Origin of the sequence: Dethiosulfatarculus sandiegensis (genome assembly GCF_000931935.2) — a bacterium.
GTDB lineage: Bacteria > Desulfobacterota > Desulfarculia > Desulfarculales > Desulfarculaceae > Dethiosulfatarculus > Dethiosulfatarculus sandiegensis.
The window spans coordinates 184,436-197,389 of the sequence record NZ_AZAC01000008.1; the positions used below are offsets into that span (position 1 = coordinate 184,436).

A 12,954-nucleotide genomic window follows, 5' to 3' on the forward strand; every position below is an offset into this window, starting at 1 on the left:
ATGGGTTTTGGTGACTACATGCTCTTCATTGTGGGAGCAATCCTGGTCAACAACATCCTGTTGGCCAAGTTCTTGGGTAACTGCCCCTTCCTGGGTGTCAGCAAAAAAATGGATACCGCCACCGGTATGTCCATGGCGGTCATCTTTGTTATGACCATGGCAGGCGCCATCACCTGGATGGTGCAGTACTACCTTCTGGTGCCTTTAGAGCTGGAATACCTGCAGACCATTTCCTTTATCCTGGTTATCGCCTCCTTGGTGCAGTTGGTCGAGATTGTCATGCAAAAGACCCTGCCCGCCCTTTACCGGGCCCTGGGTATCTTTTTGCCCCTGATCACCACCAACTGCGCCGTGCTTGGTGTTGCCATCATCAACATCAATGAAGGCTACGACTTTTTCGACACCCTGGTCTTCTCCTTTGCCTCTGCCCTGGGTTATTCCCTGGCCCTGGTCCTCTTTGCGGGCATCAGGGAGCGCATGGCCCTGGCCAATGTGCCTAAGATTTTTGAAGGCACGGCTATTGCCCTGGTCACTGCCGGTTTCCTGGCTCTGGCCTTCAGCGGTTTCGCCGGGTTGGTGTAAAATAGTCGGTTGCAAAAAAAAGAGGTTTTAAAAACCGGTTAATGGTGTTGATTGCAAGAAAAGACTGAAAAACGCGGCCTAATGCGTGTTTTTAGGGAGACTGTAACAAATGTTGGTTGAAGCCCTAGCGATCGGGGGATTGGGCGTAGTCGCCGCCGCCGGCCTGGGAGTCGCCGCCCGCATATTCGCGGTTGAGGTGGACCCCATGGTCGAGGCGGTGGAAGAGGCCCTGCCCGGCGCGAACTGCGGTGGCTGTGGATTTGCGGGATGCGCTTCCTGCGCCGTGGCCATTGCCGGCGGCAAGGCGGACCCCGGGGTCTGCGTTGCCGGAGGCCCTGAGATCGGCGCGATTATCGCCGAAATTATGGGTGTGGAACTGGTTTACCGCGAGCCTGACCTGGCCAAGGTGGACTGCACCTACGGCACTGACAAGGCTGACCTTAAATTTAAATATGTTGGTGTGAACGACTGCCGGGCGGCCATGACCCTGTATGAAGGGTCCAAGGAATGCGAGATCGGCTGCCTGGGCCTGGGCAGCTGCGCTGCAGCCTGCCCCTTTGACGCCATAACCATGGGCGAGGATCACCTGCCCAAGGTTGATCCTGATAAATGCACCGGATGCGGCACCTGCGTGCGGGTGTGCCCCAAGCACATCATGCACTTAACCAGCGTTACCCGCCGCATCTTGGGTTTCAATGCCTCGGACAACTGCCTGGCCCCCTGCCAGGCCACTTGCCCGGCCCAGATCGATATTCCCGGTTATATCAAGGCCATTGGCGAAGGACGCTATGAGGATGCGGTAAGCATCATCAAGGAGCACAACCCTCTGCCCCTGGTCTGCGGCAGGGTCTGCCCTCATGTCTGCGAGTCCGCCTGCAGAAGGGGCTTGAACGAAGAGCCGGTGAACATCAACCACTTGAAGCGTTTTGCCGCGGATTACGAGTATCATTCAGGCAAACGCATCGATCCCTTCTGCCTGCCTAAAAACGGGCGCAAGGTGGCTGTGGTCGGCGGTGGCCCGGCTGGCCTCACGGTGAGCTACTATTTGGCCCGCATGGGCTATGCGCCCACAATTTTCGAGGCCCAGCCATTCCTCGGCGGTATGTTGCGCTTTGGCATCCCCGAGTATCGCCTGCCCAAAAAGACCCTGGATTGGGAGATTCAGGGTATCCTGGACCTGGGGGTCGAGACCCGCATGGAACAGCGCTTGGGTAAGGATTTCACCCTGGCAGAGCTTAAGGAAGAGGGCTTCGAGGCCATCTTCGTGGGTGTCGGAGCCTGGGGAAGCCGCAATATGAGGCTTGAGGGCGAGGACCTGGAAGGCGTGCTTCCCGGCACCAGCATGTTGATCGAGCGGGGGCTTTTGCACGAGACTCCGGTCGGCGACAAGGTGGTGATCGTGGGCGGCGGCAACACAGCCATTGACTGCGCCCGCACCAGCTGGAGGCTCGGAGCCAAGGAAGTCACCGTACTCTACCGCCGCTCCAGGGCTGAAATGCCTGCCAACGATATTGAGGTGGAAGAGGCCGAACACGAGGGCATCAAATTTAAATTCTTGGCCGCGCCGACCAAACTGATCGGTGAAAACGGCAAGTTGACGGCCCTGGAATATATAACCATGGAATTGGGCGAACCGGATGCTTCCGGCCGTCGCCGTCCGGAAGCCATCGAGGGCTCTGAGACGACCATGGAAGTGGACAACGTCATCGCCGCCATCGGCCAGTTCCCCGACCTTAATTTCCGCGAGTCCGACGCCACCGCGGCCGAGCTGGAACTTACCAGGTGGAACAGCATCGACACTGACGACCAGGTCATGAACACCAATGTGGAGGGCGTATTTGCCGCGGGTGACGCGGTATTGGGCGCAGCCACGGTGGTGGAGGCCATAGGCACGGGCCGCAGGGCCGCCAGGGCCATTCACATGTATCTAACCGAAGAAGATGTGAACGCCCCTGAAAACTGGATCAAGGATGTCAAGGAAGTCCGCACCAGGGCAGAGATTCCCGGTGCAGTCCAAGGCGGCGACAGGGCCAAGATGAAAGAGCTGGATGTGCCTGAGCGTGCCATGAGCTTTACCGAGGTGGAGCTTGGCCTTACCGAGGAGGCGGCGCGCAAGGAGACCCAACGTTGCTTAAGTTGCGGTTTGATCTGCTACCGTCACGAACCCGGCCAATGTAGCTCAGACTGCCAAGGCTGCTCGGCCAAAGTGAGGGAGAGTAACTAATGAAATTCAAAGACCGCTTTGACCGAAGGTCGTTTTTGAAACTGGCCGGTGCGGCCTCTGCCGGAGCCACCCTGCCTTTGGTCTCGCCTGCGCTTGGGCTGGCCAGCCTGAACAAGAGATTCAAGGTGGCCCAGGAGACTAAAATGATGATGGGAACCCTGGTCTCCGTGACCGTGGTCGATCCTTCATCTTCCCTGGCCCAAAAGGGCGTGGCCCGTTGTTTTGAGGATATGCAGGCCCTGGCCGCGGTGTTTGACCGGCACCAGGCAAACGGCCTCCTGGCCCAGTTGAATAAACAGGGAAACCTGTCTGAGATACCGCCCGTGATGAATAAAGTGCTCATGCTCTCCGGCGCAGTGCACCAGTTGAGCAACGGAGCCTTTGACATCACAGTGGCCCCTGTGCTGGACGCCTATACAAGGGCCTATAAAAAAGGCGGCCTGCCCACAACCAAGGAGATCAATGAGGCGCTTGCCTCCATGGGCTCCCTGCGCCGTCAGGGCAAGGGGCTTTCCCTTACCGCAGAGGGCGCGGCCCTGACCTTGGACGGTGTGGCCAAGGGCTTTATTGCCGACCAGGGTATTGAAACCCTGAACAAGGTCGGGATCAAGCACGCCCTGATCAATGCCGGCGGCGACGTGGCTGTGATGGGCGAGAGATCTCCGGGGCAGCCCTGGAGAGTGGCCATCAGTGATCCCGATCAGCCTCAAAAAGCCAAGATGGTTGTGAATATGACCAAGGGCGCCATTGCCACCAGCGGCAACTACGAGGTCTTCTTTGACCAGGAGCGTCTGTACCACCATATCATCAACCCGGACACCGGCCGCTCACCCAGAACCGACGTAAGCACCAGTGTCAAGGCCGGCTCCGCTGCGGTGGCAGACGCCTTTTCCACTGCCTGCTTTGTTCTTACCCCTAAACAGGCCATGGCCCTTATCAAGAGCCGCCCCGGCCTGGAGGCCATGATCCTCACCAGGCATCGGCAAAAGCTGATCACCCCCGGGTTCAAGGCCTGATAAGATCTTAAAAATAAATTAAAAAAGCCCGATCCGCCTAACAAGCGGACCGGGCTTTTTTAATTGCAGAACAGGCTCTCAAACAACCTTATTGATGTTGCTCCCAAGCATGCTTGAAGAAGCGCTCAGGCCAACGCCCCGGCCGGGACCGGTAACCACGGCTGCCTGGCCAATGGCCATAAGGTCGTTTTTAAAGGCATCACCTTTCATTCTGTTTTCAGTGCCGGAGCTCAACAGAGTTCCGATCATGCCTTTCTGATCATCCTTGCCGCCCATAAGGTCGGTAATAGCCAGGGCATTGGCGCTTTGCTGCCCCAATCCCATGGACGAGGCCTGGGCATTGCCAATCGCCATGGACGACTGTGCACTAATCTTGGCCATGTTGCCGAACGTGACCGCCATAAAGCTCCTCCTTGTCGGAGCCCTCCTTGGACTGTGACTTGCCTTCCATGGGAATGATAAAGTTGGTAACTAGTATGATATCAAAAAGAATTATAAATGACAAGCAAGGTTTAAGAGCCGGTTTCCAAAAGACGTACGCCTTTTGAAAACCGGCTCTAATCGACTTAGAAGAGCTTGGGATTAAAGTAACCGTGCTTTAAATTGGGGAATTGCCGTTTCAGCTTTTCGATCAGGGCGTGGATTCCCAACCGTTCTTTCGGAGGCTTGATATCAAGCATCTTGAGATAAACCTCCGGGTCTATATTCAGATTGCGCCACTGAATAAGATCCAGGTTTACTTCTTCCACCAGTTTGAAAAGGGCGTCCGCCTCTTCAGGGCTGTCGGTCAATCCGGGCATGGTGAGCAGGTTGATGGAGGCATGGCCGTTTGCCCTCTTGACTTCCTTGAGAGAGAGCACCGCTTCGTCCAGGCTCCAACCCTTGGGGCGGTAATAGGCCTGGTGGCGTTCTTTTATCAAACTGTTGAGCGAAACCCTGATAGAGCTGAGTCCGGCCCTCATGAGCCTGGTCACCACCTCAGGGCGGGAGCCGTTGGTGTTTAAGTTAACCGTGGCTGTGGGATGTTCGGCCCTGATCAAATGAATGGATTCGGTTAAAAGGTCCGCCTGCATCAGGGGTTCACCCTCGCAGCCCTGACCAAAGCTGACCAGGGGATCCCGGCCCTTGGCCAGGTGATGGTTGGCCACTTCGGCCACCTCCTGGGCGCTGGGGGTGAAGGTTATCCTGTCCTGGGTGCAGGGAAAAAGGCCGTCGGGTTGATAGGAAATACAGCCGATACAGTTGGCGTTGCAGACCGGGCTGGTTGGCAAGGGAGCTTCCCAGCGGCCCAAAACCAGGTTGAGGGCGGCGGGGCAGCCGTAGTTCAATGCACAGATGCCAAGTTGCTGCCAAAGCCGGTTTTTACCGTAGGTGCGCAGAAGTCTGCGGGCGGCGGCTTCAATGCGCTGCCTGGGCGGAAAACGCGAAGGGTCCTGTCGCGGAGACTGGTCTGTACGCAGGCCGGACACCACAAACTGGCCCCTGGAAAAGCCCACGGCCGTGTAGGCGAACAAGGGCAGGTTTTCCGCGCCGGGCAGGGTTTTGTAACAGGCGGAGTGGTTGGCGGTGTAGGCCGGGGCCATGAAAGCGGCCACGGCCGAAACCGGGTCCCCGGGCTTCAAGGGATCTTCAGTCAATACCTCGAATTTGTTCTCTGCATTTACACCCACCGGCAGGCGATTGGGTAAAAGAAAGAGTTCACTGCCCTCTGGAAGGGGAATGCAGTCTCTTTCGTCCAGGGCCTCCCAGCTTCCTGCGGCCGAACCGGCTATTTTAAGTTCAGGATGATCCAGGATGTTGCCCTGGGAATCGGCGTATACCATACGTGGTGCGCTCATGATTTTTCACGCTCATTTGCCATTGGGTTCAAAATTATTTGGCCAATCGGTTTGCACCAATATAAGCCCGGGCTGGTTGCCTTTGGTCTGTTAGTCCGGTTTATTTCAAGGCCCTCATCCAGATCTCTATCTCCAGGGCGGGCAGCAGCATGGCAAGGTGCTGCTCGTATAGGTCCGGATGTCGGTTGGCCCAGGCCTCAATGCCCAGGCGAGCCTTGCGGCCGAAAAGGATGCGTCTTTTAAGCATTTCAAAACGATACTGCACCGGCAGAAAATCTTCATCCGTCAACCCGCAAAAGTAGTCAAAGCTTTTCAGGGCCAGGTGGTGAATATGGGTGGGGTCGCGATAAGACCCTGCCGCTGAATAATGAGGGGTCAGGATATATATCCGGCCCCCGGGTTTCAGCACCCGGTGCACCTCCGCCATAAAACCGCAGATATCCGGCAGGTGTTCCACTACATGGGAGGCGCGAACCAGATCAAAGGTGCTTGGCTTAAAGGGCAAAGGATTCTTAAGGTCTGCAACCACATCAACCCCTTTTTTAGGGTGGAGGTCCAGCCCTATGGCGGATTCCCTTTTGTTTCCACCACAACCCAAGTCCAATACGAAGTCTTTCATGATCTGTTATTTACCATGGTCTTGGCCGGGGGAACATGGTTTTTTACAGGCTTCTTAAAACGGCTTTCAAAAACACGGCATGGCTTGACAGTGGTTTGGGAAAACATATCCTTAGACAGGGAGTATAAACCTATGATGCGGCTTTTAATGCTGATCTTTAACATACTGATCAGGGAGAACTAAATGGAGACCTTCAAGTCTTTTCCCGAATGTACGGACTGTATAACCAATCTGGCCAGAACAGCCTCGGAACTGAGCGCCAAGGGAGACTCGGGCCTGATGGAAAAATATCACACCAAGGCCCTGGCCGCCTTGGATGAGTCCCAGGGCAGGGGATACACCTCCCCTGAATTGGCCAACCGGGTGATGCGGGCCATAAGGCAGACCTCGGGAATAGAAGACCCCTACCTTGAGTTCAAGGAAAATGAGATGAAAAATGCCCAGTCCATGGCAAGTGACGCCATGGATTGGGTAAACCAGGATCTGCATTCTTTGGTTTCCTTTTCCGCCCTGGGCAACAGCCTGGATTTCTTCCAGGATGCAAGTCAGGTGCTGGGTGATGTCAAGGAGCGTATGCAGCAAGGGATTTCCTTTTACCAGGATCAGGTGGATAAGCTGGAAGCGGCCCTGGCCAGGAAACCCAAACAGCTGATTTTTTTGACTGATAATTCAGGAGAGATTTTCTTTGACCTGCCCTTGGTCCGCTATCTGAGCCAAAAGGCGGAGAATATGACCCTGGTGGTAAAGGGCGGCCCGGCCCTTAACGATCTCACCAGAAAGGAGCTCAAAAAAAGCGGCCTGGAAAAATACATACCCCATGTGGCCGATACCGGGGCAGACGGAGCCGGAGTGGACTGGGAGCATGTCTCGCCTGAATTTATGGAACTCCTTAACAGTTCGGATGTGGTGGTGGCCAAGGGCATGGCCAATTGGGAGACAATTTTTCCGCGCAGCCTGTCTGTGCCGGTCTTTTTCCTGTTCAAGGTCAAGTGCAAACCCCTGAGGGATTTTCTGAATGCACCGGCCGACAGTTACTGGGCCCTTTGGAAACCGGCCGATTAAGTCCGGGAATAAACCGGTAACCGGTTTTCAAGACGGCCCTGACCAGCGCTTGAAAAGCTGGTTGGCTATGCCCAGGCTGTCCAGGGCCTTGCCCACGCTTTGTTTGATAAGGTCTTCAATGGTGCGGGGATTGTGGTAAAAGGCGGGCATGGGCGGCAGAATAACGGCTCCCATTTGGGCCGCCCTGGCCATGAGTTCCAGATGACCCTGGTGCAAAGGTGTTTCCCGCACCATGAGCACCAGGGTTCTTTTTTCCTTGAGCGTGACATCGGCCGCCCTGGTCAGAAGGTTGTCTGTATAAGAATTGGCAATGGCCGAAAGGGTTTTAATGCTGCAAGGAGCAACCAGCATTCCCTTGGTTAAAAAGGAGCCGCTGGCCGGGGCAGCGGCCAGGTTTTCCGGGTCATGGCTTGTTCGGGCCAGGCTTTTCACCTGTTCGGCGTTGAAATCCGTTTCAATCTTCAGATTTTCGGCTCCGGCCCTGCTCAAGATCAGGTGGGTGGGGATGGACAGCTCTTTAAGGGCCTTGAGCGCCTCCACCCCGTATATCACCCCGCTGGCGCCTGTTATTCCCACTATTACCGGCAGCACAATAACACCCCTTAACCTGGTTTAAGAAGCCCTTGGCAGCATTAAACTGCCAAGGGCCGTGGTTTTGATCCGGTTGTTTTGCCAAGCTAAAGGGACCGCTTGGTCTTGCGGCGTTTAAACGGCTCCTGTCAGCCCGGCTTTGCCGCATCCATCGCCCATACTCTTAAGGGTAGACCATTTGCCAAAGCCTGCAAGGCTGTTTTAACGGCCTTCCTTAAATCGCACCAGGGCAATAAGGGGCAAGATGGGCATATTTATCAGTAGCCCAATTCCGCCAGAGTGCCCACCAGACCGCGGACTGCGTCGGCGCTATTGTCCAGGGCGGTTTTTTCCTCGTCAGTAAGGGAAATCTCCACTATTTCCTGTACACCACCGATTCCCAGTTTCACCGGTACGCCGATGTAGAGATCTTTGTAGCCGTACTCACCGTCCAGCATCACGGCGCAGGGCAGGATTTTTTTCTTGTTCTTCAAAATGGCCTCGGCCATTTCTACTGCTGCGGAAGCAGGGGCGTAATAGGCGCTGCCGGTCTTGAGCAGGCTTACTATCTCGGCGCCTCCGGTGGCGGTGCGTTTGCATAGTTCTTCGATCTTGTCCTTTTCCATCAGCTCGGTGATGGGAATGCCTGCCACTGTGGAGTAGCGGGGCAGGGGCACCATGGTGTCGCCATGGCCGCCGAGCACAAAGGCATGGGTGTTTTCGACCGAGACATCCAGGGCCTCTGCGATGAAATAACGGAACCTGGCGGAGTCCAGCACACCCGCCATGCCTATAACCCGCTCTTTGGGGAAACCGGAAGCCTTTAAGGCTACATGGCACATGGCATCCAAGGGGTTGGATACGATAATAATGACCGCATTGGGGGAGAGCTTGGCCGCTTCGCCCACCACAGACTGTACAATACCGGCGTTGGTTTTAATCAGGTCGTCGCGGCTCATTCCCGGCTTTCTGGCAATACCGGCTGTGACGATGATGATGTCGGAATCGGCTGTCTGGGCGTAATCATTTGATCCGGTGACCCGGCTGTCGTGCTTTTCAACGGGTGAGGCTTCACACAAATCCAGGGACTTGCCCTGAGGCATGCCTTCAACCACATCCACCAGCACCACGTCAGCCAATTCTTTTTCCGCAGCCCTCTGAGCGCAGGTTGCGCCCACATTACCGGCTCCGATCACCGTGATTTTGTTGACCATGAGTGTATCTCCTTATGGTTCTTGTGATATGCAGGCGAAAAAAAATTTTTACCTGCCGTACAAGGGGGTAAAAAAAGCCCCCTGTTATTTGTGTTGGCCCAAAAAGCCAAGTAGAATTATTACCTGAAATAAACCTTAAGCAATTACTTTTGCCGGAAGCGCCGTTAAGTTGCCTTCCGTTGCCCGCCGGGCGGGATTTGGGTGACCCGCCAACTTAAAGCGCAATTGATGCCTTTTAAGCAGCCGGAGAGCAGCCACGCACTTTTTACCGGTCGGGGGCCGTTGTCAGGACGTCTTTTGAGGCTGTTCCGGCCTTTTGGAGTCCAAACTTGGCATGCATTTCAACCTTGCCAGGTTATTTAAATTACATAACTTTTCAGGTCAGCTCAATTTGACGCAGCTTGCGGGGCCAAACCGGCCGACTGTTTTAAACAGTCTGGCAAATCCTTTTTAAGCAACCACCTGGTAAAGCAGGTGAAAAAAGATTACTATTCTACGTCAACCCATGTCAATCACAGGGTGCGCGTTTTTTAAAGGGAGAGAGGAATAAATGAGCACAGACGCGGTAATACAAACTGATATCAAAGAGATACCCCTTATCAGCCGGGGCAAGGTGCGCGATATCTACGATCTTGGCGACAGACTTTTGATCGTAGCCACCGACAGATTGAGCGCCTTTGACGTTATCTTGCCCGATCCCATCCCGGACAAGGGCAAGGTCCTGACCCAGATCTCCCTCTATTGGTACGACCAGATGGCCGACATTACCAAAAACCATCTGATTACCGCACAGGTGGAGGAGTTTGACGAGGTGCTTAAGCCGCATCGCGATTTGCTCGCCGGCCGTTCCATGCTGGTCAAAAAATGCAAACCTCTGCCCATTGAAGTCATCGTGAGAGGTTACCTCTCTGGAACAGGTTGGAATGATTACCAAAAGGACGGCAAGGTCTGCGGTCACGAATTGCCCGGGGGTATGATGGAGAGCAGCCGTCTTGAAGAACCCATTTTCACCCCAAGCACCAAGGCTGAAATCGGAGAGCATGACGAAAATATCGATCTGGCCAAGGCCGGTGAACTGATGGGGCGGGAGCTTACCGATGAGGTGGCCCGACGCGCCCTGGCCATTTATTCCCGAGCCAGGGAAATGGCCAAAGAGGTGGGGATCATTATTGCCGACACCAAATTTGAATTTGGCACCCTGGGGGATGAACTGTTTTTGATCGATGAGGTGCTGACTCCGGATTCCAGTCGTTTTTGGCCTGCCGACGAGTATGAGCCCGGCCGCGGGCAGCGTAGTTTTGACAAACAGTATGTGCGTGACTACCTGCTTGAGATAGGCTTTGATAAAAAGCCGCCCGCACCCAGACTGCCGGAAGAGGTGATTCTCGGCACTCGCAAGCGCTATGTGGAAGCCTTGCAGATGCTTTCCGGCAAGGGCCTGGATTAATTATTTGAAGGTAAAAATTTTTTTTCCCATGGGCAACCTTGATTGCCGCAGGCGGGATATTATCTTTAAAGAACGCAACCATTTGCTTAAGGAGAAAAAAGCATGAAAGAACAGGTTGAAGCGGCATTGGCTAAAATTCGTCCCGCTCTGCAGCGTGACGGCGGGGATGTAAGCCTGGTGGACGTAACCCCGGACGGTGTGGTCAAGGTTCAGTTGCAAGGAGCCTGCGGAGGCTGCCCCATGAGCCAGATGACTCTTAAGATGGGCATTGAAAAGGTGGTCAAGCAAGAGGTTCCGGGTATAAAAAGTGTGGAATCGGTCTAAATAATGACAATAAATTAATTTCATTAATCTGAAAGTAAACATTTTTCATGTGATTTCTACAGGCTTGATGAAATTTAGATATAGCGGGCTGCTTAAATGCAGCCCGTTTTTTTTGCCGGGCGGAAGGTGTAAAATACCTTGCTTTTTTAGTGGAAATAAATAATTATAATTCTACTATGTTGCGGGTGTTATAAGTGTTTCGTTCAATTCGAAATTGCATTTTATTATGAAATTGACTTGTCTTAACTTACATTGACCTTGAAATGGAGCCGAATGTCATAAAAAACGAAATATGGGTATATGCTGATTTTATTAGTGAAGTTAAATGAAAGATGATGCTGCTTCTTGGTGGTCGGTTTTTACACTTAACCTTTACAAATTTATTGTAAAGAATCCCCGAAGGGCTTACCTATTACTTGCTTTTTACTGATAAATAATGCTTATAACTTTAAAACTTTAGTAATCTGAAACTTAGCAAGCAGACAGACCGATAACGGCCGCGGGTAATGACCCGGGGTGGTATGTTGCAAATAGCCAAGGCGGGAAAATAACTTATTCATGTTGAGCTGTTTTTTGCGGCTATTCACTTTGGGCTTTTATTTGAACCATATGGATGAAGCCTGTTTCCCTTAAGTAATGGAGGCTTTGGTCCGTGGAAAAAGAAAATATAAACAGCCTGAAAAATACAAACGGCAATACAAGGCATAACTCAATTGGCGGGATCTGCCATAGAGTTAAAAACGATTTTCAAACCATTTCAAACCTTTTGGCTTTGGCAGCCTCGGAAAAAGTAGAATCTTCCCTTCTGGTGCGCGGTATGGAAAGCAGGATAAGCGCTCTTAGCACTCCCTACACCCTTTTGGCTGACCGTGGTGCTTTGCCCACAGTCAAGGGGCTGGTAAAGGAGGTGGTCAACCGAATAAGCTGGCGTTCAAGCAAACCGCTTTCACTGTCTTTGACTGCTCTTGATCTGGAGTTAAGCCTCAGGATCTGCTCTCCCTTAAGCCTTTGGCTGCATGAGGTTATATCAAACTGCTTCATTCATGCCGCACACGGTTCTTTTGAAATGCACCTGGCGGTCATGGCCCAATCAAGCGAGGAAAATTTCGTCTTAAGGGTTCAGGACAACGGCCCGGGCTTGCCCAAAGGGCTGGACCCGCAGAATCCGGTTGGACTGGGTATGCGGATTATAAAGGCCATCAGCATAAACGACCTTAGGGGCAGGGTGGAATATGAATCTTCAGCCAAAGGGTTGTCTGTGATCCTCTTGGTGCCTAGAGAAGAATTTTTATCCTTGAATAAGGAAGCCTGGTTATGAACTTTTCTGTCTGCCTCTTGGGGGGAAATTCCGTTCGGCTCAAAAAATACAGCGCTATTGTCAAGGACTCCGGTCATCAATGCCAAGAGGTAATGCTTCTTTCCGGTGCTTTTCAAAGAACCTGGCTGAACATAAAACCGCAAGTGATTTGTTTTTTAAGCGATGAAATAGGACATGGCGGTTTGAAAAGAGTGGCTCTGATGCAAAAAAAGATATTCCACCCCTTGATTGTACTGACCAGAAGAACGGATCAAGCCTTTTTATGTTTGGCCGATGAGGCTCGCGCCCTGGCTTGTCTTGTCTGCCCTGTGGATAAGAATGTGTTGGGCTTGACTATTTACCAGGCGATTAATACTGCGCAGAGACTGCAAAAACTGGAAAAGAAAATCAAGGGTAATTACAAATCTCTTGAAGAACGAAAGATAATCAGCAGAGCCCAAGGGGTCTTGATGGACCGGGAGAAGGTTGATGAAAAGACAGCCTTAAGTATTTTAATGCATCAGGTAATGCTCTCCGGCAAGGCCCTTGTAATGGTGGCCAGGGATTTTTTGGCCCAAACGGAACAAGGCCGGGATTTGCTTGCCGGATAGATTTTCAACCCGGTGGAGCGTTTCCCAAAAGCCCACTGTGCGCCTTTAGAAAATTTGGCTATATGAGCAAGTTACCATCGTTTTTTTTAAACCCCGGCTTCTTAGATAATTCCGCCTGATCATCGCCAATACCTTATGAATATTGCTTTT

13 protein-coding genes are annotated in these 12,954 nt (G+C 53.0%); 8 read left to right on the plus strand and 5 right to left on the minus strand.

Annotation, left to right across the window (positions count from 1 at the left end; translation table 11 throughout):
• The 3 genes from rsxA (at position 1) to X474_RS06265 (ending at position 3,822) form a co-directional block, all read left to right on the plus strand.
• Entirely contained in the window at positions 1-582 is a 582-nt protein-coding gene (gene rsxA, locus X474_RS06255; RefSeq protein ID WP_044347520.1) for an electron transport complex subunit RsxA, read from the plus strand.
• Between the two features lie 109 nt (positions 583-691).
• Positions 692-2,806, plus strand: coding sequence for an RnfABCDGE type electron transport complex subunit B (locus tag X474_RS06260; protein ID WP_044347521.1), 2,115 nt, complete (start codon positions 692-694; stop codon positions 2,804-2,806).
• Entirely contained in the window at positions 2,806-3,822 is a 1,017-nt protein-coding gene (locus X474_RS06265; protein ID WP_052514930.1) for an FAD:protein FMN transferase, read from the plus strand. The genes X474_RS06260 and X474_RS06265 overlap by 1 nt, the downstream gene beginning before the upstream one ends.
• 78 nt (positions 3,823-3,900) lie before the next feature.
• On the opposite strand, the gene X474_RS06270 is transcribed toward X474_RS06265, so the two are convergent.
• From X474_RS06270 to X474_RS06280, 3 genes are all read right to left on the minus strand, one after another.
• Positions 3,901-4,224 (minus strand): hypothetical protein, encoded by a 324-nt coding sequence (locus X474_RS06270; RefSeq protein ID WP_044347522.1) that lies wholly within the window; start codon positions 4,222-4,224, stop codon positions 3,901-3,903.
• Positions 4,225-4,388: 164 nt separating this feature from the next.
• A complete protein-coding gene (locus X474_RS06275) occupies positions 4,389-5,660 on the minus strand; it encodes a radical SAM family protein (RefSeq protein ID WP_044347523.1) in 1,272 nt (423 codons plus the stop codon).
• 100 nt (positions 5,661-5,760) lie between these two features.
• Complete coding sequence (locus X474_RS06280; RefSeq protein WP_082464185.1) at positions 5,761-6,279, minus strand: class I SAM-dependent methyltransferase; 519 nt, start codon at positions 6,277-6,279, stop codon at positions 5,761-5,763.
• Between the two features lie 183 nt (positions 6,280-6,462).
• Between X474_RS06280 and X474_RS06290 the strand changes: the two genes are divergently transcribed.
• Complete coding sequence (locus X474_RS06290) at positions 6,463-7,341, plus strand: damage-control phosphatase ARMT1 family protein (protein ID WP_044347524.1); 879 nt, start codon at positions 6,463-6,465, stop codon at positions 7,339-7,341.
• Between the two features lie 27 nt (positions 7,342-7,368).
• Here X474_RS06290 and X474_RS06295 read toward each other — a convergent pair whose 3' ends face one another.
• Together X474_RS06295 and mdh are read right to left on the minus strand one after the other, a co-directional pair.
• Positions 7,369-7,935, minus strand: a complete 567-nt coding sequence (locus X474_RS06295) for a UbiX family flavin prenyltransferase (RefSeq protein ID WP_044347525.1) — start codon at positions 7,933-7,935, stop codon at positions 7,369-7,371.
• A gap of 254 nt (positions 7,936-8,189) precedes the next feature.
• Positions 8,190-9,125 carry a malate dehydrogenase gene (mdh, locus tag X474_RS06300; protein ID WP_044347526.1) on the minus strand — a complete coding sequence of 312 codons (936 nt, stop codon included), beginning with the start codon at positions 9,123-9,125 and terminating at the stop codon, positions 8,190-8,192.
• Between the two features lie 550 nt (positions 9,126-9,675).
• Here mdh and X474_RS06305 point away from each other — a divergent pair.
• From X474_RS06305 to X474_RS06320, 4 genes are all read left to right on the plus strand, one after another.
• The gene (locus tag X474_RS06305; RefSeq protein WP_044347527.1) at positions 9,676-10,572 is read left to right on the plus strand and encodes a phosphoribosylaminoimidazolesuccinocarboxamide synthase; all 897 of its coding nucleotides are present in this window, start codon (positions 9,676-9,678) and stop codon (positions 10,570-10,572) included.
• A gap of 102 nt (positions 10,573-10,674) precedes the next feature.
• Positions 10,675-10,896 (plus strand): NifU family protein, encoded by a 222-nt coding sequence (locus X474_RS06310; protein ID WP_044347528.1) that lies wholly within the window; start codon positions 10,675-10,677, stop codon positions 10,894-10,896.
• Positions 10,897-11,548: 652 nt separating this feature from the next.
• The gene (locus X474_RS06315; protein WP_044347529.1) at positions 11,549-12,214 is read left to right on the plus strand and encodes a sensor histidine kinase; all 666 of its coding nucleotides are present in this window, start codon (positions 11,549-11,551) and stop codon (positions 12,212-12,214) included.
• Positions 12,211-12,804, plus strand: a complete 594-nt coding sequence (locus X474_RS06320) for an ANTAR domain-containing response regulator (RefSeq protein WP_044347530.1) — start codon at positions 12,211-12,213, stop codon at positions 12,802-12,804. Before X474_RS06315 ends, X474_RS06320 begins: the two co-directional genes overlap by 4 nt.
• The last annotated feature ends 150 nt before the right edge of the window (positions 12,805-12,954 follow it).